At 68.0% G+C, this 23,728-nt stretch carries 15 protein-coding genes and 2 pseudogenes; 10 read left to right on the forward strand and 7 right to left on the reverse strand.

Annotation, left to right across the window (positions count from 1 at the left end; translation table 11 throughout):
* Positions 1-16: 16 nt before the first annotated feature.
* From ACW175_RS20290 to ACW175_RS20305, 4 genes are all read left to right on the forward strand, one after another.
* On the forward strand, positions 17-1,948 hold the full coding sequence (locus ACW175_RS20290) for an ATP-binding protein (protein WP_492101763.1): 1,932 nt from the start codon (positions 17-19) through the stop codon (positions 1,946-1,948).
* Positions 1,949-2,157: 209 nt separating this feature from the next.
* A complete protein-coding gene (locus ACW175_RS20295) occupies positions 2,158-3,384 on the forward strand; it encodes a TetR/AcrR family transcriptional regulator (RefSeq protein WP_492101764.1) in 1,227 nt (408 codons plus the stop codon).
* Positions 3,385-3,581: 197 nt separating this feature from the next.
* Complete coding sequence (locus tag ACW175_RS20300) at positions 3,582-4,697, forward strand: hypothetical protein (protein WP_492101765.1); 1,116 nt, start codon at positions 3,582-3,584, stop codon at positions 4,695-4,697.
* A gap of 143 nt (positions 4,698-4,840) precedes the next feature.
* Positions 4,841-5,182: an endonuclease domain-containing protein gene (locus tag ACW175_RS20305; RefSeq protein WP_492101766.1), complete on the forward strand. Its 342-nt coding sequence runs from the start codon at positions 4,841-4,843 to the stop codon at positions 5,180-5,182.
* Between the two features lie 69 nt (positions 5,183-5,251).
* Here the strand turns inward: ACW175_RS20305 and ACW175_RS20310 are convergent, their stop codons facing one another.
* Positions 5,252-6,916, reverse strand: a complete 1,665-nt coding sequence (locus ACW175_RS20310; RefSeq protein ID WP_492101767.1) for a M20/M25/M40 family metallo-hydrolase — start codon at positions 6,914-6,916, stop codon at positions 5,252-5,254.
* Positions 6,917-7,097: 181 nt separating this feature from the next.
* A pseudogene (locus ACW175_RS20315) lies at positions 7,098-10,410 on the reverse strand (TonB-dependent receptor); the annotation flags it as partial.
* Positions 10,411-10,754: 344 nt separating this feature from the next.
* Here ACW175_RS20315 and ACW175_RS20320 point away from each other — a divergent pair.
* Genes ACW175_RS20320 through ACW175_RS20335 form a run of 4 tightly spaced genes read left to right on the forward strand, consistent with a single transcriptional unit; the run spans position 10,755 to position 16,937 of the window.
* The gene (locus ACW175_RS20320) at positions 10,755-11,210 is read left to right on the forward strand and encodes a MarR family winged helix-turn-helix transcriptional regulator (protein ID WP_492101768.1); all 456 of its coding nucleotides are present in this window, start codon (positions 10,755-10,757) and stop codon (positions 11,208-11,210) included.
* 5 nt (positions 11,211-11,215) lie between these two features.
* Positions 11,216-12,715: an efflux transporter outer membrane subunit gene (locus ACW175_RS20325; RefSeq protein WP_492101769.1), complete on the forward strand. Its 1,500-nt coding sequence runs from the start codon at positions 11,216-11,218 to the stop codon at positions 12,713-12,715.
* Entirely contained in the window at positions 12,712-13,821 is a 1,110-nt protein-coding gene (locus tag ACW175_RS20330; protein WP_492101770.1) for an efflux RND transporter periplasmic adaptor subunit, read from the forward strand. Before ACW175_RS20325 ends, ACW175_RS20330 begins: the two co-directional genes overlap by 4 nt.
* The gene (locus tag ACW175_RS20335) at positions 13,821-16,937 is read left to right on the forward strand and encodes an efflux RND transporter permease subunit (RefSeq protein WP_492101771.1); all 3,117 of its coding nucleotides are present in this window, start codon (positions 13,821-13,823) and stop codon (positions 16,935-16,937) included. Before ACW175_RS20330 ends, ACW175_RS20335 begins: the two co-directional genes overlap by 1 nt.
* Before the next feature lie 10 nt (positions 16,938-16,947).
* Here the strand turns inward: ACW175_RS20335 and ACW175_RS20340 are convergent, their stop codons facing one another.
* The 5 genes from ACW175_RS20340 to rpsL form a co-directional block, all read right to left on the reverse strand.
* The gene (locus tag ACW175_RS20340; protein ID WP_492101772.1) at positions 16,948-17,925 is read right to left on the reverse strand and encodes a sensor histidine kinase; all 978 of its coding nucleotides are present in this window, start codon (positions 17,923-17,925) and stop codon (positions 16,948-16,950) included.
* Positions 17,926-18,091: 166 nt separating this feature from the next.
* Entirely contained in the window at positions 18,092-19,282 is a 1,191-nt protein-coding gene (tuf, locus tag ACW175_RS20345; protein WP_096051670.1) for an elongation factor Tu, read from the reverse strand.
* Between the two features lie 118 nt (positions 19,283-19,400).
* Complete coding sequence (gene fusA, locus ACW175_RS20350) at positions 19,401-21,479, reverse strand: elongation factor G (protein WP_492101773.1); 2,079 nt, start codon at positions 21,477-21,479, stop codon at positions 19,401-19,403.
* Between the two features lie 107 nt (positions 21,480-21,586).
* Positions 21,587-22,060, reverse strand: a complete 474-nt coding sequence (rpsG, locus tag ACW175_RS20355; RefSeq protein WP_047403744.1) for a 30S ribosomal protein S7 — start codon at positions 22,058-22,060, stop codon at positions 21,587-21,589.
* A gap of 13 nt (positions 22,061-22,073) precedes the next feature.
* Complete coding sequence (gene rpsL / locus ACW175_RS20360) at positions 22,074-22,445, reverse strand: 30S ribosomal protein S12 (protein ID WP_004624021.1); 372 nt, start codon at positions 22,443-22,445, stop codon at positions 22,074-22,076.
* A 23-nt stretch (positions 22,446-22,468) separates the two neighbouring features.
* Here rpsL and ACW175_RS20365 point away from each other — a divergent pair.
* Both ACW175_RS20365 and ACW175_RS20370 read left to right on the forward strand, forming a co-directional pair.
* Positions 22,469-22,716 (forward strand): annotated as a pseudogene (locus ACW175_RS20365) (hypothetical protein).
* 172 nt (positions 22,717-22,888) lie between these two features.
* Entirely contained in the window at positions 22,889-23,662 is a 774-nt protein-coding gene (locus ACW175_RS20370) for a hypothetical protein (protein WP_492101774.1), read from the forward strand.
* Positions 23,663-23,728: the final 66 nt, after the last annotated feature.

The following is a 23,728-nucleotide window of genomic DNA, read 5'->3' on the forward strand; positions in this document are numbered from 1 at the left end:
AAACGAGGAAACGGGGATGGGCAAGGTCTTGGACGCCGAGGCTGCCTCCAGAATTGAAGCCGCGGCCGCCGACTGGTTCTTCCAGAGCAGCCTCGACATGTTCGTCGTCCTGGAAAGTCGCACGATCGCCCGCGTCAATCCCGCCTGGGTGCAGCTGACCGGCTGGTCGCCCGCCGAGTCGGTCGGCCGGCACATGCACGACTTCTTCCACCTGCATGACAGGCCGGTCATCGAGGACATCGGGCGGGCGCTGGACGCCGGCGGCCAGGCGTCCGGCGAGCATCGCCTGGCCCGCAAGGGCGGCGGCTGGCTGTGGGTGCGCTCGAAATCCAAGGTGCTGGAAGGCGGCGGTCTGATGATCGTCTACCAGGACTTCAGCGAGGACCGCGCCCGCGAGATCGCCCGCCAGCAGGCCGAGCGCTCCAACGAACTGGTGCGCAGCGCCGCCGGCGTCTACGTCTGGCGCTTCGATCCGCGCAAGGGCGTCTATGTCTTCGAGCAGGACATCCCCACGCCCAGCGCGCCGCGGGGCGGGGTGCGGACCATGACCATCGCCGAAATGACGATGTCCATCCATGCCGAGGACCGCGAGCGGGTCTGGGAGGTCTTCTCCCATACCCTGCGCACCGGCGAGCATGTCGAGATCGACTACCGGTACCTTGATCCCGCGACCGACAAATGGGCGCACATGCACTGCGCCTGGCGCGGCGTGCGCGGCGCCAGTCCGAACGCCTGGGACGTCATCGGCATCAGCCAGGACGTCACCGAACTGGTCGCGGCCCGCGACGCGGCCCTGGGCGCGGCCGAGGCCAAGAGCCAGTTCCTGGCCAATATGAGCCACGAGATCCGCACGCCCATGAACGGCGTGCTGGGCGTGCTGCACCTGTTGAAGACCGAGACGCTGAGCGACGACGGCCGCCGGCTGCTGAACGAGGCGCTGGGCTGCGGCGAGATGCTGTCGGAGCTGCTCAACGACATCATCGACTTCTCGAAGATCGAGGCCGGCAAGCTGGAGCTGGGTTCCGAGCCCGTCGATCCGGCCGAGCTGCTGGTCGGGGTCGCCGACATGCTGCGGCCCCAGGCCGAGGCCAAGGGCCTCTATCTGCGCGTCGAGACGCCGCGCCAAGGCGAGGCGGGCGAGTTGGGCTGGGCGGCCACCGACCCGCTACGCCTGCGCCAGGCCCTGTTCAACCTGCTGGGCAACGCCGTGAAGTTCACGCTGGAGGGCGGCGTCGTGGCGCGCCTCTCGGGCCAGCGCACGGATGACAGGCTCCGCCTGCGCTTCGAGATCACCGACACCGGCGTCGGCATCGACGAGGACTCCGGCAAGCGCCTGTTCGAACGCTTCCGGCAGGGCGACGGATCGACCACCCGCCGCTTCGGCGGCTCGGGCCTGGGCCTGTCGATCTGCCGCCGCCTGGCCGAGATGATGGGCGGCGAGGTCGGCTTCACCAGCGAACACGGCAAGGGCTCGACCTTCTGGCTGGAGGTCGAGGCCGACGCCTGCGCTGAACCGGCGACGCACGCCGACGAGCCCGACGCCGCGCTGTTCGACGGCCTGAATGTGCTGCTGGTCGAGGACAACGCCACCAACCGCCTGATCGCCGGCCGCATGCTGGAGGCGCTGGGCGCGCGGGTGGCCACCGCCGAGGACGGGGTCCAGGGCGTGGCCGCGGCCCGCGCGGGCTTTGACCTGATCCTGATGGACATCCAGATGCCCGTCATGGACGGCGTCGAGGCCACCCAGCGCATCCGCGCCCTGAAGGGGCCGGCCGGCAAGGTCCCGATCCTGGCCATGACCGCCAACGCCCTGGCCCACCAGCAGGCCAGCTATCTGGCGGCGGGCATGGACGGGGCGATCGCCAAGCCCTTGTCGCCCCTGGCCCTGACCCAGGCCATCGTCCGCGCCCTGACCGCCGAGCCCTCGGCGGCGCTGAGAGCGTCTTGATCAGGATCGCGGTCCCCGGCGGCGCGCACGCGACCAAAACCCGCCACGCTGAAACATTCCTGACAAACCATGACGCTAGGTCAGCGCCAATTGTCCCTCGACGGACGGAGCGCCCTTTAAGCCGGCCCTCCTCGCGCCTAGATTGGACCGGACAGTCCAGTCACCGGCGCGGCCGCCGATTTTTGGTGACGGGACCTGGGGATGTGACGATGGATGACGGTCGGGTCGCGGGGGCGGCGACAGCGCGCTACGCCCGCAAGAAGGAGACGATCCTGGCGGCGGCCACGGCGATCCTGAACCGCCAGGGCGTGCGCGGCATGACCCTGGCCGACGTCGCCGCCAATGTCGGGCTGAACACCACCAGCGTCACCTACTACTACCGCAAGAAGGACGACCTGGCCGCCGCCTGCTTCATGCGCGGCCTGGAACGCTTCGAGGCCATGGTCGAGGAGGCCGCCGCCGAGGCGACGCCCGCCGCGCGCATCCTGAAGTTCCTCGACCTCTACCTCGATCTGAACCGCCGGGTCCGCCTGGGCGAGGCCACGCCCCTGACCAGCTTCGCCGAGATCAAGGCCCTGAAGGAGCCCCTGCGCGGCTCGGTGGTCAACGCCTTCAACGACCTGTTCCGCCGGGTGCGCGGCTTCTTCGACGATCCCAGCCTGGCTCATCTGGACAAGCGCCAGCGCACCGCCCGCACCCACCTGCTGATGGAGCAGGTGTTCTGGTCGGGCCGCTGGCTCCGCCGCTACGATGTCGACGACTATGGCCGCGTGCGCGACCGGATGGGCGACATCCTGCTGAACGGCCTGCCCGCCGCCGGCCAGGTCTGGGCCCCGCGCGCCCTGCCCGACCCGACACCGGTGTCGCCCGAAGGCCAGGAATGGCGCGAGACCTTCCTCGTGGCCGCCACCCGCCTGATCAACCAGCGCGGCTATCGCGGCGCCTCGGTCGAGGAGATCTCGGCCGCGCTGAACGTCACCAAGGGCTCGTTCTACCACCACCACGACGACAAGGACGCCCTGGTCGCCGAGTGCTTCGAGCGGACCTTCACCGTCACCCGCCGCTCGCAGCTGGACGCCCGCGACCTGCCGACCGACAACTGGACGCGACTGGTCTCGACCGCCGCCGGCCTGACCAGCTATCAGCTGTCCGAGCACGGGCCGTTGCTGCGGGCCTCGTCGCTGGGCGCCCTGCCCGACACCCTGCGCCACGACATGGCCGACGGCTATATGCGCGGCTGGCAGCGCTTCGCCTCGATCATCTCCGACGGCATCGCCGACGGCTCGGTCCGCCCGATCGACCCCAGCATCGCCGCCCACATGATCAACTCGATGCTGAACGCCGCCGCCAGCCTGGAAGCCTGGACGCCGGGGCTTGAACGGGAGGAAGCGGCTGAGCTCTTCGCCAGGCCGCTGCTGACGGGGGTCTTGAACTAAGCCGAGGAACCGAAAACCCCGTCCTTCGACAAGCTCAGGATGAGGTTTTCTACGGCGACGTCGAGAAAGTAGTCCTCATCCTGAGCCTGTCGAAGGACGAGGACGGACCAAAGGTCGCGACCTATTAACCATAGTCTCGCCTCCCCCGACTGACGGCTGTACCCTGACGCGACTGAGTCGCTTCGAGCCCCGCCGTCATGACGACGATCAATCCGTATTCGTCGAACTACGCCCCCGGCCTGACCGCCGGGCAGACGGCCGCGCAGCGCGCCCAGCAGGCCGCCGCCAACGGGACGACCCGCGACCAGAGCCCGACGATCAACACCCCGGCGGTGAACGTCACCCTCTCGGCCGCCGCCCAGGCCGCGCTGAAGGCCCAGACCGACTCTCGCTCCGTCGACACGGTGGTCTCCGACGCCCGCGCCCAGATCGCCAGCCTGCTGAAGGCCGCCGGAACCAAGAGCGCCCTGAACAATGGCGACGCGACCATCGACCTCTCGGGCATGGACCGCCGCGGCCTCTACGCCGTGGCGTCGAACAAGGGCGGCCAGTTTCCGATGGACCAGCAGGTCGTCGCGTCCCTGGCCTTGAAGGACCAGCACGACACCGCCCTGGCCAGCCCCGCCGCCCAGGCGCGGCTGACCGGCGACTATGCCAGCCTGTACCAGGCCGCCCTCGACCAGATGGACGCCGCCGGGCCGGAGGAGAAGGCCTCCACCGCCTGGACCACCGAGCGCGCCGCCCTGGTCGAGGGCCGCAAGCAGGCCGTCGCCCGCCCGGGCCTGGCGCCCGCCGGCATCGAGAACGACAGCGTCGCCGCCTACATGAAGGAAACCGGCAGCGTCGTGGCCGGGGCCAAGACCCGCGACTTCGGCAAGGTGGCCGGCGACGTACGCACCGCGCTGGACAAGCAGTACGAGCTGGCCGTCGCCCCCGACGCGGCCAAGGACGGCGGCAGCGGCGCGATCGACTTCCGCCGCTTCGACGACCGCTCGCTGTCGGCCGTGGCCCTGAACAAGGACGACCAGTTCTCGACCCACGAGGTCGCCCAGGCCAAGGCGCAGATCCGCCAGCGCGATAGCGACGCCATCAAGGCCAGCTACCAGTCGACCTCGGACGCGGACGGCGGCTTCGGCAAGGCGATGATCACCCGCTACGCCGGCATGAGCACCGAGGAACGCGACGCCGCAGGCTGGACCCCGGAGGTCTACAACAAGATGGTCGAACTCCAGGCGGCCAGCGACAAGCTGGCCGAGATGTTCAACGCGGATGGCGAGGTGGCCGGGGCGCCGAGCATGTTGGATTATCTGTAAGGGCGCCCGTGAAACCCTCTCTCTTTGAGAGAGGGAGGGGCCCGCCGCCGCAGGCGGTGGGAGGGTGAGAGGTTTCACCGCTGGTCGGGAAATCCCGATTCCTTCCGTTGAGCGCCGGCTAGACCTGCGCCCATCCTGTTTCCATGGACAAGCTCGCCATCGCCCGCCGTCTGCGCCGGGACCAGACACTTGCCGAAAGGACGCTCTGGGCGCTCGTGCGCAACCGTCACCTGGGTGGGTTCCGGTTCCTGCGCCAAGTCTCGATAGACCGCTACTTCGCGGATTTTGTCTGCGAAGCGGCGAAGGTGATCGTGGAGCTGGATGGCGCCGCGCATGAGGGGCGCGAGGACTATGACGAACGCCGCACGGAAGTGCTGGAACTCTACGGCTATGTGGTTCTGAGATTTCGCAATGAGCGGGTCCTAACCGATCCTGGCGGCGTGGCGAATGAGATCCTAGCGGTGCTTCGTTCGGCGAGGCTGTAACCTCTCACCCTCCCACCGCTGCGCGGCGGGCCCCTCCCTCTCTCAAAGAGAGAGGGATCCATACGCCCCCTACCGCCTCTCCCCCGCCGTCTCGGCGCGGATGGCCTTGAACTCGGAGCCCGCCTTCCAGTCCGGCCAGGCGCGGGAATTGGCCAGGGCCTTGCCGGCTTCATAGGTCAAAGCGACGTCCTGGGCGGCGCCGCGCAGGTCCCAGTCGGGGCTCCAGGCGTCGCAGGGCTGGTGGTAGCAGCGGCTGGTGTAGTCGGCGACCCAGGCGTCGCCGGCGGCGCGACCGCCCTTGATCAGGTCCGCCCCGCCGCCCAGGCCCATCAGCAGCAGCACCGGCACGCCGCGGCGGGCCAGCGAGAAGTGGTCGGCGCGGTAGAACAGCGCCCGCTCGGGCTTGGCGTCCGGGGTGATGGTCCGGCCCTGCCTGGCGGCCTGGGCCGCGAGGCCGTCCTCCAGCGCGTTCTGGCCCGCGCCCACCAGCACCACGTAGCGCGCCGGCCCCACGGTCTGCAGCACGTCGAAGGTGTAGTTGGCCACCGTCTTGCCCAGCGGCGCGGTCGGGTGGTTGGCGTAGTATTCAGAGCCCAGCAGGCCGCGCTCCTCGGCGGTCCAGGCGGCGAACAGGATCGAGCGGTCGGGGCGCGGACCCTCGGCGAAGGCGCGGGCGGCCTCGATCACCGCCGCCACGCCGATGGCGTCGTCGGCCGCGCCCCGGCGGATGGTATTGCCCTGCGCGTCCGGCGCGCCGACGCCGTAAGCGTCCCAGTGGGCGGCGTAGACCACGGTCTCGTCCGGATGCTTGGCGCCCGGCAGGCGGGCCAGAACGTTGGCGCTGTCCATCGCCTGGTGGCTGACGGCGTAGTCGGCCGACAGGCTGGCGCCGGCCAGGGCGACGGGCTTGAAGGCGGCGGTGCGGGCCGCGCGCTTGAGCGCCTCGAAATCCAGGCCCGAACGCTTGAACAGATCGACCGCCACGTCGCGCTGGATCCAGCCCTGCATCAGCAGCTTGTCCTTAGCGGGATCGGGGCGAACGATGTCGTAGCCCTCGCCGTTCGAGGCCTTGACCGTCGTCCAGCCATAGCCGGCGCCCAGGCTCTCGTGGACAATCAGCGCGCCGATCGCCCCGCGCCGCACGGCCTCCTCGTACTTGTAGGTCCAGCGGGCATAGTAGGTGGCGGCCGAGCCGCCGAACTTGCCGGCCACGGGCTCGCCCGGCGCGGCCTCCAGGTCCGGGTCGCCGATCAGGAAGACCGCGATCTTGCCCTTCAGGTCGACGCCCTTGAAGTCGTCCCACGCCCGCTCGGGCGCGGCGACGCCGTAGCCGACGAAGACCAGCGGGGCCTTGTCGATCTTGACCTTGTCGACGGGGCGCAGGGTCATGACCTGCGACTGCTCGCCCTGGTTCAGGGTCAGGGGGCCGGTCTTGGTCGCCACCGTCAGGGTCGCCGGGCCATTGATCCGTGTACGGACCAGCGCCACCTTTTGCGTCCAGGCGCCGTTGTCGCCAGCCGGCTCCAGGCCCAGCGCCTTGAACTGGGCGCTGATGTATTCGATCGTCGGCGCCTCCCCTTCGCCGCCTGGCGCGCGGCCGGCGAAGCGGTCGGAGGCCAGCTCCCGCGTGATGTCCGACAGCCGCGCCGGATCGATCGGCCCGCTGTCTTGTGCGGCAGCGGCGGACGCGAGGATCAGGCCCGAGGCCAGGGCGAGGAGAGCGGCTTTGGACATGGACGGACCTTCGATCGACGGGAGACGATTGGTAGCGTGATCCCGCACCCCGTCACAAGAAATCGGCGCGCCCCGCGAAGGGCGCGCCGCAAGTTACCCACGTGCTCGAGGGAGGTCGCTAGAGCATTTTCCGACGAAGTGGGTACCGGTTCGTCGTCAGAAAATGCGCAACAACAAAACGCTAGAACTTCTTGCGCAGGCCCACCTTGTAGGTGCGGCCCAGCGGGTCGCCGGTGAACGGGTCGTAGCCCAGGTCGAGGCGGGCGTAGGACGGGTCCTTGTCGAACAGGTTGGTGATCGCCAGGGTGGCCGTCGTGTCCCAGGGCAGGAAGACGCGGTAGGCCAGGTCCGTCAGGATCTGCTTCTTGATCGTCTTGCCCGCGCTGACCGTGACGCCGGCGCCGGTGGTGTCCTTGTAGGCGTTGGCCGCGAACGGGGCGGTGCGCTGGTCGGTGTAGGAACCGATGTAGTGGACCGACAGGCGCAGGTTATGCGGACCCATGTTCCATTCGGCGAAGACGTCGCCCTTCCACTTGGGGATCGGCACGACCGTGGTCTGGTAGTTCAGCAGGCCCACGGCGTCGAAGGCCTTCTCGACCGTGATGCCTTCCACGACCGTGGCGCCGACCTTGTACTTCTGGATGTAGGTGGCGTTGCCGCCGAGGGTCACGTCGCCGCCGGCCACGTCCCGGAACCGGTAGTCGGCCGAGAAGTCGAAGCCGGCGTTCTTCACCGGCGCGCCGTTGATATAGGCGGTGCGCAGGCGGGCGATGCTGGTGGTCGGGGTCCCGCAGGCGCCGTTGAAGGTGAAGCGCGAGACCAGGCCCGCATAGGCCGGGTCGGCGCAGTTGTTCGCCCCGGCCGCGCCGTTCGGATAGAGCGAGGCGACCATGCCCGCCACCGGCTCGGCGACGATCGGATTTTTGAAGTCGAAGTAGAAGTAGTCGATGCTGGCCTTGAACTCTCCGGCCTTGAACAGCGTGCCGAAGTTGTAGGTCCTGGCCTTTTCCGGCTTCAGGTCCGGGTTGCCGAAGATGTCGACGGCCCGGAACACGCCCAGGATGCCCTGCAGCGAGGTCACCGAGGTGGTGGTGGTCAGCGGATCCGGCGGCCCCCGGAAGGTCGAGCCGGCCGAGGCGCGGAACGCCAGCCACGGCAGGGCCTGCCAACGCAGCGAGGCCTTGGGGTTGAAGGTCGAGCCGATGCCGTTGCCGTACTTCTCGTAGCGGGCCGCCAGTTGGGCCTGGAAGTCCTCGGTGATCGGGATCGACAGCTCGCCGAAGCCGGCCATCACGTCGCTCTGGTTATCGGCCTCGTTGCCGACGCCCAGGAACATGAAGGGGCCGTTGCGGGCCGAGCCGGTGCAGGTGGTCACCCCGAAGTCGGGGGTGTTCACGCACGGATTGATCGCGGCGTTGCTGATGTCGTTGTAGTCGGCCTTGAAGTAGGTGCGGCGATACTGGACGCCGGCCGCCCAGGCGACGTCGCCGCCCGACAGGGTGATGTTGGTCTTGCCGTTCAGCACCGCCTCGCCGACGAACAGGCGCGAGGACTGCTTGGTCGACAGCTTCTTGAAGAACCAGTCGACCAGGTCCTTGTTGTTCTGCAGCGTGGCGTTGTAGCCCGGATTGGCCGTGCCGGTGATGACGTTGGACGGGATCGCGCTGGCGAAGGGGTTGTAATACATGCAGCCGCCGACGCCCGGCGTGCCCTGGATGCCGGGCGTGCTGGGGCTGGTGTCGCACAGCGGACCGCCAAGGCCCTGCAGGGCCAGGGCGAAGCGGTTGACCAGGGTGTCATAGCCGGTGCGGATGCCGACTTCCTGCGAGTAGGTCAGGGCGATGTCCCAGCCGATGCCGTTGTCGAACTCGCCCGACAGGTCGCCAGAGACGCGGAAGGCGTCGAACGACCGCGCGCCGATCGAGGGGCCGTAGCCGAACTTTGGGTTGCCGCCGATCCCGAACGGCCGGTTCGCCACGTCCAGCGCCCCGCCGGCGAAGATGGCGCCAGGCACGGTGGTGACCGCCCCCGTCGCCAGGCTGTTCAGCTGAACCGTCGGATTGGCGGCGATGAAGGCCGCCAGCCCCGGATTGGTCGCCGGCACGAAATAGCGGCCGGTCAGGGCGGCGATCGGGGCCACTTCAGCGGTCGGCACGGCCAGGGCGGCGTAGGACGGCGAGGTGTTCCACTCGGGCACGTCGGTGTGGGAATACAGCACCTCGGCGTGGAACTTGGTCTTGGCCGACAGGTCGGTATTGACCTCGGCATAGGCCTGAACCGCGTTGGACTTTTCCACGACGTTGTCGAACGGCGTGTAGTGCCAGTAGCAGACCGGCGTCAGGCCGCTGAAGCCGGCGAAGCCGCCCAGGCCCGAGCAGCCCGGGTCGCGCATCGCGTTGGTGCTGCTGGCCAGGGGGATGAAGGTCGAGGGATTGCCCGCCGCCGACCAGCCCGCCTCGGGATTGCTGAGGTAGGACCGGTTCGCCCAGTCGCGGTCGGCGACCGACAGCTTGGACCGGTGCTGCCAGCCCACGCTGGCCAGGACATTGCCGTTGTCCCAGGTCTGGCCCCAGGTCAGGCTGCCGCCGTAGTCGCCCTTCGAGCCGCTGATGTGGCGGTAGTCGGCGGCCGCTTCCAGGCCGTTGAAGTTCTTCTTGGTGATGAAGTTGACGACGCCGGCGATGGCGTCGGAGCCGTAGGTCGCCGCGGCGCCGTCCTTCAGCACCTCCAGACGGCCGATGGCGGCGGCCGGAATGATGTTGGTGTCGACGATGCCCGCGCCGGCCTGGCCGAACGGGTTGATCGCCAGGCGGCGGCCGTTCAGCAGCACCAAGGTCCGCTGCGAGCCCAGGCCGCGCAGGTTGACCGAGCCCGAGCCCTCCGAGCCCTGGGCCCGGCTGTCGAACTGGTTGGTGTCGCCCAGCACGCCGTTGGAGATCGACAGGGCCTTCAGCAGTTCGACCGTCGAGGGCGAACCGCGCTTCTGGAGTTCCTCGGCGCTGACGACGTCGACCGGCAGGGCGGCGTCCTCGGGCGTCCCCCGGATGAACGAGCCGGTGACGACGACTTCCTCGACCTCGGTCGGCGCGTCGCTCTGTTTCTGCTGGGCCGCCGCCGCGCCCGCCATTCCGCCCGATACGGCGATGGCCAACGCGAGGCAGGAGCCTCCGCGCAGGAAGCTGGTTCGTCTCATGATGTTCCCTCCCTCGATTATCTTTGGATGGCCGGTCGTCTTCGCGGGGCCATTGGAGTTTTTCAGCTAGGTGGAAATCTCCCGGACAGGGCGGACGTCAGCCGTCGCGCACCGAAGCCGGCGCGCCGCGAGGAGCGTCCTTTTTCGAAACCCGACGATGCGCCCTGATAAGCCGACAAGCTTGGTTCCCCCCGGGGCCGAGTGCTTGAAAAGCCACGCATACTGCCTTGGCTTCGCAACCAAGGCGGATGCAGACAAAACATGTCGAACATCTGTTTCGATGATGCGGTATGTTTTGCCGTCACGTCAACCGCCCGAACAAATTGCAACGCTGACACGCGCTTCAAGCCCCGGATCAAACATTTCGCCGAGGCGATGTCGGAAAATCGGTTCGCCGTTCGTCGTTCCAGGGATCACGCCCCCAGGACCAGAATGCAGCCCCGCCCCTTTTACCGCCGGCTAGACGGCCTAAATGAACGACGATACGCCAGATCGTCGCCCCGCCGGACGCCGGGCCAAACGCGCGCCGGGACAGCTGCCCATCAAAAATACTTAAGCAGATTGACTGCTAAGCAGCTTAATAATATCGATCCGACCGTGACCTGCGATCCACCCTTGACCGGTCCGCGCTGGGGACCAGCCCACGTGCCGAGCGACCCCATCGCTCAACGCCTGAAGGCGATCGCCATGCTGAATCGCGAGATCGGCAAGAAGATCGGCGAGGCCCTGGGGGTGAACGTCACCGACATGGCGGCTCTGGAGCATCTCGTTAAGGACGGTCCGCTGACGCCCAGCCAACTCGCCAGCTGCCTCAAGGTCTCGACCGCCGCCGCCACCCAGATCGTCGATCGCCTGGAGCGCGCCGGACACGTCTCGCGACGCCGAATGGACGACGACCGTCGCAAGATCTTCGTCGTTCCCACGGAAGCTTCGATCGAACGCGCCTTCGAACACTTCGCGCCGGTGATCAAAGCCATGGACGAGACCTTAGCCCGCATGACCCAGACCGAACGACAGGTCGTCGAGACCTTCCTGGACCAGGTCATCTCCGTCTACCGCAATGCGACGACCCCGCCCCCCGCGTCCCCGGAAAACCCTTGAGCCCGATGCCTCCTCCGCGCCCGCACGCGCCGCGCCGTCTTCCGCCCACGGGCCTCGCCCTTGTGGCCTTGGCTGGCCTTAGCCTGGGGGCCTGCACCACGCCCTCGCGCCAGGTCGACGTGAAGCTGCCCAACACCTACGAGGCCCCGGCCGGAACCGTCCTGGCCTCGCGGGCTCTCGATCAGTGGTGGACCGCCTTCAACGACCCGGTCCTGGACGATCTGATCACGACGGCCCTGGCCCAGGCCCCCGACGCCCGCCTCGCCGCCGCCCGGCTGGAAGAGGCCCGCGCCGTCCGCGAGGGCCAGATCCGCCAGATCTACATCCCGCAAACCCCGCTGACCGGCTCGGCCAAGCGCACCGACACCCACATCATCGACCAGAGCGGCGCGGGCGGCTTCACCCAAGGTGGGGTCAGCAAGACCTATTCGGCCAATTTCGATGTCTCGTGGGAACTGGACCTGATCGGCCGTCGCGGCGCCGCGCGCCGGGTGGTCGACAACGACCTGGCCGCCGCCCGCTTCGTCTATGAAGGCGCCCGCGCCGCCCTGGCGGCCAATGTCGCCCAGAGCTATTTCGAAGCGCGCGGCTACGCCGTGCAGCTGGAGGACGCCCGCCAGAACGCCCGCATCGCCGAGAGCCTCTACAAGGTCTCGGACGAGCGGGGTCGCCGGGGCCTGTCGGCCACCTCGGAAGGCGACCGCACCGCCGCCGACCTGGCCCAAGCCCAGGCCCAGGCGGCCGCCCTGGAGGCCCAACTGCGGGCCTCGCGCCGCGGCCTGCTGATCCTGGTCGGCAAGGGCGTCGATCCGCTGGCCAGCCTGCCGGTCGAGCCGATCCTGGCCAAGGCGCCGCCGGTCCCGGCCGCCGCCCCGGCCGAGCTGCTGGCCCGCCGCCCCGACATCCGCGAAGCCGCCGCCCGCCTGGCTTCGGCCTCGGGTAATCTGAACATCAGCGAGCTGGCCCTGTTCCCGACCCTGACCCTGACGCCCGGCGTCGGGATCTCCAAGTCGATCAATCCAAGCTTCCTGCAGGCCGGTTCGGCCGTCTCGACCACCAGCTCGGCCTGGACCCTGGGGGCGAACCTGTCGATCCCGGTGCTGAACATCCCCAAGCTGATGTCCGACATCAAGGTCAGCGGCGCCCAGGTCGAGCAAGCCGCCGTGACCTATGAACAGACCGTCCAGAGGGCCTTCGGCGAGACCGAAAGCGCCCTTGTCCAACAGGAAGCCGACGAGCGCCGCGTCACCCTGCTGGCCGCCGGCGAACGCCGCGCCGCCGTGGCCTATGAGGCCAGCCGCAAGGGCTACGCCATGGGCCTGACCGACCTGACCACGGCCTTGCAGGCCGAGCAGGCCTGGCGCGGGGCCCGCACGGCCCTGACCGGGGCCCAGACCCAGGCGCTGCAACGCGCCGTCCAGACCTACAAGGCGCTCGGCGGCGGCTGGTCGCCCGCGTCCATTCCCTCCAAGCCTGCCGATCTTGGCAAGCCTTCCGCCCAATGAGACCCGCCCCGATGACGACCCGCTCTCCGATCGCCACCGCCCTGGTCTGCTCCGCCCTGCTTGTCGCGGGAACCGGCCTCACCGCCTGTGGCGGCAAGAAGGACAAGGAAGCCCCCGCCAAGACCGCCGCCGCCGCCTCCGCCGCCCAGGCGCGCACGGTCAGCATCGGCAGCGTCGAGACCCGGCCGCTGGGCGGCGGGGTCGAGGCCTCGGGCCTGCTGGTCTCGCGTGAAGAAGCCGCCGTCGGCTCGGAACTGACCGGCTACCGCGTCGCGCGGCTCTATGCCGACGAAGGCGACTGGGTCCGGGCCGGGCAGCCCCTGGTCCAGCTGGACGACACCCTGCTGCGCGCCCAGATCGAGCAGCAGGCGGCCGTCACCGCCCAGTCCCAGGCCGAGGCCAAGCGCGTCGACGGCCTCGACGGCCAGGGCGTCCTGTCCCAGGAGCAGATCGAGACCCGCCGCTATCAGGCGAAGGCGCAAGAGGCGGCGCTGAAGGAGCTGCGCACCCGCGCCGCGCGCATGACCATCACCTCGCCGGTCAGCGGCCGGGTGCTGTCGCGCGGCGTGCAACCGGGCCAGATCGCCGGCGGCGGCACGACCCCGTGGTTCACCATCGCCCGCGACGGCCTGGTCGAGCTGGACGCCGAGGTCAACGAGGCTGATCTGGCCGGCATCCGCGTGGGCCAGACCGCCCAGGTGTCCCTGCCCGGCGGCCAGTCGATCTCGGGCGTCGTGCGCCTGATCAGCCCGCGCGTCGACAGCGCCAATCGTCTGGGCAAGGTGCGCGTGCGCCTGCCCGTGCGTCCGGACCTGCGCCCCGGCGGCTTCGGCCGCGCCACCTTCGGAGCCTCGGGCGCGGCGGTCACCGCCATCCCGGAATCGGCCATTCGCTATGAAGCCGATGGCCTGTTCGTGATGACGGTCGACAGCGACAACCGCGCCCACATGGTCGGCGTGAAGATCGGCCGGAAGGGCGGCGGCTGGGCTCAGCTGGTTCAGGGTCCGCCGGCCGGAACCCGCATCGTCCTGGGCGGCGCGTCCTTCGTCACCGACGGCGACGTGGTGCGCCCCACCCCCGCTTCAGCCCCGCGGGCCGCCCGCTGATGGCTAGCCAGCAGAAGCCTCCAGAGCACAAGACCGGCGAGCTGCGGGTCTCCGCCTGGGCGATCCGCAATCCGATCCCGGTAGCGGTGGTGTTCATCGCCCTGATGATCGCCGGCATCGGCTGCTATCTGGGCCTGCCGATCAAGCAGTTCCCGAACGTCGAGTTCCCGGCCGTGACCGTGACGGTCACCCAGAGCGGCGCCGCGCCCGGCGAGATGGAGACCCAGGTCACCCGTCCGATCGAGGACGCGGTGGCCAGCATCTCCAACGTCAAGACCATCCGCTCGTCGGTGGTCCAGGGCGCCTCGACCACGACGATCGAGTTCAATCTCGGCGAGGACCTGCAGAAGGTCACCGACGAGGTGCGCTCCAAGGTCGACCAGACCCGCTCGCTGCTGCCCCGCGAGGTGGACGAACCGATCGTCCAGCGGCTGGAGATCACCAGCGCCCCGATCATCACCTACGCCGTCTCGGCCCCGAACATGAGCCCGACCGAGCTGTCGTGGTTCATCGACGACACCGTCACCCGCGCCCTGCAGGGCGAAAAGGGCGTGGCCCAGGTGGCACGCGTCGGCGGCGTCGATCGCGAGATCAATGTCATCCTCGATCCGGACCGCATGGCCAGCTTCGGGATCACCGCGCCGCAGCTGAATACGGCCCTGGCCAGCTTCAGCGTCGACGCCCCCGGCGGCCGCGCCAATGTCGGCGGTCGCGAGCAGACCCTGCGGGTGCTGGGCGCGGCGACCACGGTCGAGCAGCTGCGCCAGATCACCATGCCGATCGCCGGCGGCCGCTATGTGAAGCTGACCGACGTGGCCCAGGTGGGCCAGGGCGCCGAAGAGCAGCGCGGCTTCGCCCGCCTGGACGGCCGCCCGGTCGTCGCCTTCCAGGTGATGAAGACCCGCGACAGCAGCGACGTCGCCGTCGAGGACAACGTCAAGAAAGCGATCGACGCCCTTGGCCAAAAGCAGGCCGGCGTGTCGTTCGTGAAGATCTTCTCGACCGTCGACGAGACCCGCGCCAGTTTCGCGGCCACCGAGCACACCCTGCTGGAAGGCATGTTGCTGGCCTCGCTGGTGGTGTTCCTGTTCCTGCGCGAGTGGCGCGCCACCCTGATCACCGCCATCGCCATGCCGGTGTCGCTGGTCCCCACCTTCGCCTTCATGGCGATCATGGGCTTCTCGCTGAACGTCGTGACCCTGCTGGCCCTGACCCTGGTCATCGGCATCCTGGTCGACGACGCCGTGGTCGAGATCGAGAACATCGAGAAACGCGTGGCGCGCGGCCAACGTCCGTTCCAGGCCGCCATCGAAGGCGCCGACGCCATCGGCCTGGCGGTGGTGGCCACCACCTTCACCATCGTCGCGGTGTTCGTGCCGGTGTCGTACATGCCCGGCACACCCGGCCAGTTCTTCAAGGAGTTCGGCCTGACGGTCGCCGTGGCCGTGCTGTTCTCGCTGGTCGTGGCCCGCCTGCTGACCCCGCTGCTGGCCGCCTATTTCCTCAAGCCCGCCAAGAACCCGCACCCGCGCAAGGAATTCAGCGGCTTCTATCGCCGCGTGCTGGACTGGTCGCTGGACCACCGGATCCTGGCCTGCGTCATCGGCGGGCTGATCTTCATCGGCTCGATCATGCTGGCCGGCCTGTTGCCCACGGCGTTCCAGCCGGCGGCCAACAACAACTACTATTACCTGAAGGTCCAGGGCCCTCCCGGCGCGACCGTGGCCGACATGGAGCGGACCGTTCAGTCGGTGACGACCCTGTTCCGCAAGCGCCCGGAAGTGGCCCACGTCTTCGCCCAGGTCGGTTCTAACATCGGCAGCGGCTGGGGCGGCCAGAGCGGCGCCGACATCCGCGACGCCACCATCACCATCGTCCTCAACAGCGATCGCGACCAGACCGTCACCGAGATCAAGCAGGATGTTCGCCGGAGCCTGCACGACATCCCCGACGCCCGGGTCAACCTGCTGGGCGACTGGGGCACCTCGGAAGTCCAGACCATCCTGATCGCCGAGGACGGCCCGCTGCTGGAGCGCACCGCCGCCCAGATCGAGCGCGAAATGCAGAAGCTGTCCACGGTCGCCGATCCGCGTCCCTCGTCGCCGCCCAGCGGCCCGGAGATCCTGATCCGCCCCAAGGCCGACGAGGCCGCGCGCCTGGGCGTCAACTCGGCCGACATCGCCGCCATCGCCCGCGTGGCCACGGTCGGCGATATCGACGCCAATGTCGCCAAGATGACCCAGGGCGAGCGGCGGATCCCGATCCGCGTGCGCCTGCCGGCCGATAGCCGCCGCGACCTCGACGCCCTGGGCGCCCTGCGCGTCCCGACCGCCAATGGCGGCACGACCCGGCTCGACACCGTGGCCGACCTGTCGTTCCAGGCCGGTCCCGCCAAGATCGACCGCTTCGCCCGCAAGCGGCAGGTGACCATCGAGGCCGACCTCAACAATGGCGCTCAACTGGGCCAGGCCATGACGGACGTCGCCAAGCTGCCGACCATGGCGAAGCTGCCCGAAGGCGTCGGCCCGGCCTCGGCCGGCGACCAGGAGGCGTTCGTGGAGCTGTTCACCGGCTTCGCGGTGGCGCTGCTATCGGCCGTGGGCCTGGTGTTCGGCGTGCTGGTGCTGCTGTTCCGCAGCTTCTTCAAGCCGATCACCATCCTGTCGGCCCTGCCCCTGGCGATCGGCGGCGCGTTCTTCGCCCTGCTGGTCACCGGCCAGTCGCTGTCGATGCCGTCGCTGATCGGCTTCCTGATGCTGATGGGCCTGGCGGCCAAGAACTCGATCCTGCTGGTCGAGTACGCCATCGAGCAGGAACGCGACGGCATGACCCAGCGCGAGGCCATCCTCGACGCCTGTCACGAGCGCGCCCGCCCGATCGTCATGACCACCCTGGCCATGATGGCCGGCATGTTGCCGACCGCCATGGGCATCGGCACCGGCTCGGAATTCCGCCAGCCCATGGCCGTGGCCGTGATCGGCGGACTGATCACCTCGACCGTGCTGTCGCTGGTGCTGGTGCCGGTGGTCTATGAGATCGTCGACGACATCGAGATGTGGCTGAAGCCCAAGCTCGGCCGCATGACCACCCCGCGAGAGGCGCCCGAGGGCCACTAAGCGGCGCGTCCTACTCCGCCCTCGGCGCGTAGCTCAGCCGGCACACGGTCCACGCCCCCTCGCGCGTCATCTCGAACTGGCCGTTCAGCTGCTGGGCCATGGCGCGGACGATGCGCAGGCCCAGGCTCTTGGAACCGGCCGGATCGAAGCCGTCGGGCGGGCCGGCGCCGTCGTCGCGGACCGTCAGGACGTGGGTGTCGCCGGACTGGTCGAGATCGACGCGCACCTGGCCCGCACCGGCCGCGCCGAAGCCGTGCTCCAGCGCGTTGTTGAAGCTCTCCAGCATGACGAGGGTGACGGGCGTGGCCTGGTCGGGGTGCAGGGGCTGGTCCCCGCCCTCGATGGTCAGGACGACCTTGGCGCCGGCCGCCTGAGAGGCCTCGTTCAGGACAATCTCGGCGAAGGCGCGGAAGGGCGCCGGCTCGCCGACGGCGTTGTGCAGCTCTCGCTGGATGCTGGCGATCAAGGCGATCCGGCCGCCGGCCTCGTTCAGGGCGTGGCGGGCGTCCTCATCGGCCATGCCGGCGGCCTGCAGCCGCAGCAACGAGCCCACGACCTGGATGTTGTTGCTGACCCGATGGTGCAGCTCGCGATACAGCAGGTCGCGGCTCTCGGCCAAGGCGGCGTAGCGCGCCCGCTCCTCCTCCAGCTGACGCAGCGCCCGGCGCATGCCGTCGATGAAGAAGATGTCGATCACCACCACGAAGGCGTAGAACGCCAGGGCCACGCTGGTCGAAAAGTTGATGTGGAACGTGCGGTAGGGCGGGATGAAATAGTACCAGGCCGCCACGCCCGACAGGACCGCGCACAGGATCGCCGGCCGCAGGCCCGCGAAATAGGCGGTGATGACCACGGCCGGAAAGAAGGTCAGATAGGGAAAGCCGGGCGGGAACCAGTCGTTCAGCGCCAGGCGCAGCGCCCAGGCCGTCAGGGCCGCGAGCACCGCGAACCCATAGCCCGCCGGCTTGCCGCGAATGAACGCTCCCATCGCCAAGCGCCCCCCTGTCGCTAGACCCCGATGCGGCAAAGCTCGCGGCGCGTCAAGCGGGACCGGACCCAAAAGGCAGGTCGCCCACAAGCACGGCAAAAGGCCCCGGAGATTGCTCTCCGGGGCCTTCGCTTGGATCAGTTCAGCGCGTGCTGAAGAAGGTCGATTACTCGACGATCTTGGCGACGACGCCGGCGCCGACCGTGCGGCCGCCTTCGCGGATGGCGAAGCGCAGGCCTTGGTCCATGGCGATCGGGGTGATCAGCTCGACGTCCAGCTCGGCGTTGTCGCCCGGCATGATCATTTCCACGCCTTCCTTCAGCTTGATGATGCCGGTGACATCGGTCGTGCGGAAGTAGAACTGCGGACGGTAGTTGGTGAAGAACGGGGTGTGACGGCCGCCTTCTTCCTTGTTCAGGATGTAGGCCTCGGCCACGAACTTCGTGTGCGGGGTGATCGAACCCGGCTTGCACAGCACCTGGCCGCGCTCGACGTCTTCACGCTTGGTGCCGCGCAGCAGCACGCCCACGTTGTCGCCGGCTTGACCTTGGTCCAGCAGCTTGCGGAACATTTCGACGCCCGTGCAGGTCGTCTTCTGAACCGGACGGATGCCGACGATCTCGACTTCCTCGCCGACCTTCACGATGCCCTTTTCGATACGGCCCGTGACCACGGTGCCGCGGCCCGAGATCGAGAACACGTCTTCGACCGGCATCAGGAACGGCAGGTCAACGGGGCGTTCCGGCTGCGGGATGTAGGCGTCGACCGAAGCCATCAGCGCCAGGATCGCCTCTTCGCCGATCTTGGCGTCGCGGCCTTCGACCGCGGCCAGGGCCGAACCCTTGGTGATCGGAATGTCGTCGCCCGGGAACTGGTAGCTGCTCAGCAGCTCGCGCACTTCCATTTCGACGAGCTCCAGCAGCTCTTCGTCGTCGACCATGTCGACCTTGTTCATGAACACGACCAGGGCCGGCACGCCGACCTGACGGGCCAGCAGGATGTGCTCGCGGGTCTGCGGCATCGGGCCGTCGGCGGCCGACACGACCAGGATCGCGCCGTCCATCTGGGCCGCGCCCGTGATCATGTTCTTCACGTAGTCGGCGTGGCCGGGGCAGTCGACGTGAGCATAGTGACGGTTGGCCGTCTCATACTCGACGTGAGCCGTGTTGATCGTGATGCCGCGGGCCTTTTCTTCCGGCGCGGCGTCGATGTCGGCGTAGTTCTTGGCGGTCGCGCCGCCCGACTTCGCCAGCGTGATCGTGATCGCCGCCGTCAGCGTCGTCTTGCCATGGTCAACGTGACCGATGGTGCCGATGTTGCAGTGCGGCTTAGTGCGTTCGAACTTTTCCTTGGCCATCTTCTTAGCTCCAGGACCCCAGAGGGGCCTTCAAAATAGGTGGGACTTCTGGGGTGTTGGCGAGAGGGTTCCAAGGAACCCTCTCGATCTCTAACCCACGCTTTTCGTTAGGAAAAGCTTAGGCGTACTTCTTGATCACTTCGTCGGCGACGTGTTGCGGCACCGGATCGTAGTGGTCGTAGACCATGCTGAACTGGGCGCGGCCTTGCGACATGCCCCGCAGGGTGTTCACGTAACCGAACATGTTGGCCAGCGGCACGTAGGCGTTCACGACAGTCGCGTTGCCGCGCATGTCCTGACCCTGGATCATGCCACGGCGGCTGTTCAGATCGCCGATGACCGAGCCCAGGTATTCTTCCGGCGTCACGACCTCGACCTTCATGATCGGCTCGAGCAGCTTCGGAGCGCCCTTTTCGCGCAGCTCCTTGAAGGCGGCGCGCGAGGCGATTTCGAAGGCCAGCACCGACGAGTCGACGTCGTGGAACTTGCCGTCCGTCAGGGTCGCCTTGAAGTCGATCAGCGGGAAGCCGGCCAGCAGGCCGTTGTCCTTCACGGACATCAGGCCCTTTTCGACGCCGGGGATGTATTCCTTCGGCACGGCGCCGCCGACGATCGCGTTTTCGAACACGAAGCCCGAACCCGGCTCGCCCGGTTCGAAGGTGATCATGACGCGGGCGAACTGGCCCGTACCACCGGTCTGCTTCTTGTGCGTGTAGTCGATGTCGACCTTGCGGCCCAGCGATTCACGATAGGCCACCTGCGGCGCGCCGATGTTGGCTTCGACCTTGTAGGTGCGCTTCAGGATGTCGATCTTGATGTCGAGGTGCAGCTCGCCCATGCCCTTCAGGATCGTCTGGCCCGACTCGTGGTCGGTCGAGACGGTGAAGGACGGATCCTCGGCGGCCAGCTTCTGCAGGGCGACGCCCAGCTTTTCCTGGTCGGCCTTCGACTTGGGCTCGACGGCGATCTCGATGACGGGCGCCGGGAATTCCATGCGCTCGAGGATGACCGGCGACTTCAGCGGATCGCACAGGGTGTCACCCGTGCGGGTTTCCTTCAGGCCAGCCAGGGCGACGATGTCGCCAGCATAGGCTTCCTTGATGTCTTCGCGGTTGTTGCTGTGCATCAGCAGCATGCGGCCGACGCGCTCGCGCTTGTCGCGCGTGGCGTTCAGCAGCGACATGCCGGTTTCCAGCTTGCCCGAATAGATGCGGCAGAAGGTCAGCGAACCAACGAAGGGGTCGTCCATGATCTTGAACGCCAGAACCGACAGCGGCTCTTCGTCCGAGGCGTGACGCACGACTTCTTCTTCGGTCTTGAAGTCGATGCCCTTGGTAGGCGGGATGTCCAGCGGCGACGGCAGGTAGTCGACGACGGCGTCCAGGAGCGTCTGCACGCCCTTGTTCTTGAAGGCCGAGCCGCAGAGGATCGGATAGAAGGCGCCGGTCAGAACGGCCTTGCGCAGGCACTTCTTGATCGTGGCTTCCGAGGGCTCTTCGCCGCCCAGATAGGCTTCCATCGCCTCGTCGTCGAGCTCGACGGCGTTCTCGACCAGATAGGCGCGGGCTTCGATCGCCTTGTCCATCAGGTCGGCGGGGATTTCCTCGTCGCGGAAGTTCGCGCCCAGGGCGTCGTTGTCCCAGACCACGGCCTTCATGCGGACCAGGTCCACGAGGCCCTTCAGGTTCGTTTCCGAACCGATCGGGAATTGGATCGGCACGGCCTTGGCGCCCAGACGGTCACGGATCGATTCAACCGACTTGTCGAAGTCGGCGCCGATCTTGTCCATCTTGTTGACGAAGACGATGCGCGGAACCTTGTACTTGTCGGCCTGGCGCCAGACGGTTTCCGTCTGCGGCTCGACACCGGCGTTGCCGTCCAGCACGGTCACGGCGCCATCGAGCACGCGCAGCGAGCGTTCGACTTCGATGGTGAAGTCGACGTGCCCGGGGGTGTCGATGATGTTCAGGCGCTTGCCGTTCCAGAAAGCGGTCGTCGCGGCCGACGTGATCGTGATGCCGCGCTCCTGCTCCTGCTCCATCCAGTCCATGGTGGCCGCGCCATCGTGGACTTCGCCGATCTTGTGCGACTTACCCGTGTAATACAGGATCCGCTCGGTCGTCGTGGTCTTACCGGCGTCGATGTGCGCCATGATGCCGAAGTTACGGTAATCTTCGATGTTATGCTGGCGGGCCATGATGGAGCTCTGCGTAGCGCTGCGGTGAGGCAGGGACATTTAAACGTGCGGCGCGGGCGGTTTATCGCAAACCGCCCGCGCCTGAAAGAGTGCTGGTCGCGAAAAGCTTACCAGCGATAGTGCGAGAACGCCCGGTTGGCTTCAGCCATCTTGTGGGTGTCTTCGCGCTTCTTCACGGCGGTGCCGCGGTTGTTCGAAGCGTCGAGCAGCTCACCGGCCAGCTTTTCGGTCATGGTGTTCTCACCACGCTTGCGCGCGGCGGTCACCAGCCAACGGATGGCCAGGGCGCGGCGACGGTCCGGACGGACTTCAACCGGCACTTGGTAGGTGGCGCCGCCGACGCGACGCGACCGGACTTCGATCGCCGGGGCGACGTTGTCCAGGGCGGAGTGGAAGGTCTCAAGCGGACCTTGGTCCTTGCGCTTGGATTCCAGGATGTCGAAAGCACCATAGATGATGTTTTCGGCGACGGCTTTTTTGCCCTCGTACATCACGTAGTTCATGAACTTCGTGACAATCAGGTCCCCAAACTTGGGATCCGGCAGGACTTGGCGTTTCTCGGCGCGACGGCGGCGGGACATCTTCTTCTATTCCTTACTTCGGACGCTTGGCGCCGTAGAGCGAACGACGCTGCTTACGATCCTTGACACCTTGGGTGTCGAGGACGCCGCGCAGGATGTGATAACGGACGCCGGGCAAATCCTTGACGCGGCCGCCGCGGATGAGCACCACCGAGTGCTCCTGCAGGTTGTGACCTTCGCCCGGAATGTAGCACACGGCTTCGATGCCGGTGGTCAGACGGACCTTGGCGACCTTACGCAGAGCCGAGTTCGGCTTCTTCGGGGTCGTGGTGTAGACGCGCGTGCAAACGCCGCGACGTTGGGGGCAGCCCTTCAGGGCCGGCACCTTGTTCCGGACCGGCTTCGGGGAGCGCGGCTTACGGATGAGCTGGTTAATGGTAGGCATTAAGTCTCTGCTCTGATGGAAGCGTGTGCCTTTCGGCCGAAGCGCTTCAGGTCCTTGTCTTTGTTGTTCTTGGTTCAAGGCTCCGCTTGGAGACCCGATAAACACGAAACTCGCCGGGGCGCGGGAAGCACACCGGCGGGTTCTCCGCTCACGAGGAGAGGAAGCTCATCGGAACGGACGCGAACGACCGCCTCGAAAAAGAGCGCGGTATGTACTCGCGAAGGGGGCCAACGTCAACCGCCTGTTCCCGCGCCGGTTAACGCCGCCTTAAGCGCCCGCTCACGGTCAAGTTTTCGCCACCGCGGGCTGTGCAGTTTCGCGTCAGGATGGAGCGCCTTGCCTTGCCCGCCTTCCACACCACGTGGGAAGAGCGCGGGCAAGCGCGAGGGTGCCCAAATGGGGGCCATGTGGGAGGCCGGGTGAGCGTCGGTATCAGGAGCAGGATGGCCACTGTCCACAAGGATGGCCGACGCCGGGCGACGATTCTCGTCGGCTCGCTGCTGCTACACGTGGCGCTGCTGACCTGGCTGGCGATTCCCGCCCGCCCCTTGCTTGAGACCATGATCGCCGACGACCTGTCGGTGATGACGCTGGACCTGCAGCGGCCCATTCCCGAGACACGGCCAGAGCCCCGCCCCTCTCCCGCCTCGGCGGCCGCCGCCGCGGCCTCGCCCGTCCCGTCCTTCCAGGCGCGCGCGCCGGCCCGGCCCGCGCCGGCCGGGGTTCCCACCCTGTCGGTTCCGGCCACGGGGATCGGCCGGCCCGGGACGGCGATCCGTCCCGCGCCGCTGCCGGGCGAAGGCGCCGGCGACCTGCGCACGGCCCTGCGGGGCAGCGCCACGGGCTGCGTCAGCGCCGACGCCGTCGGCCTGAACCGCCGCGAGCGCGAGACGTGCGACGAGCGCTTCGGCGCCGCCCCGCCGCGCGGGACCTATGCTGGTCCGCTGAACGCGGCCAAGGCCCGCGAATTCGAGGCACAATCGATCACGCAGGAGCTGGCTCGCAAGTTCGACGAAGCCCCGATGGGGCCCGGCGTCGATCACCGCAGCAAGGACCAGCCGGGCACGATGAAGGAGATCCCCTTCGTGCTCGGCGCCGAGCAGGACGGCCTGGGCCGCACGCGCAACGCCCAGCAGCAGCGCCTCAAGCAGCTGCGCGACTACGACAAGGCCGACATCCGCGCCAAGCAGCGTTCCCGCGAGAACGACCAGCGCTGAGAAAGAGGCGGCGCTAAAAAGGGGGTTTCCTCCGTACGCCCCCGGAATACCCTCCCCGCCAGGTTG

The organism is Caulobacter sp. FV1ye6ST (genome assembly GCF_058681225.1).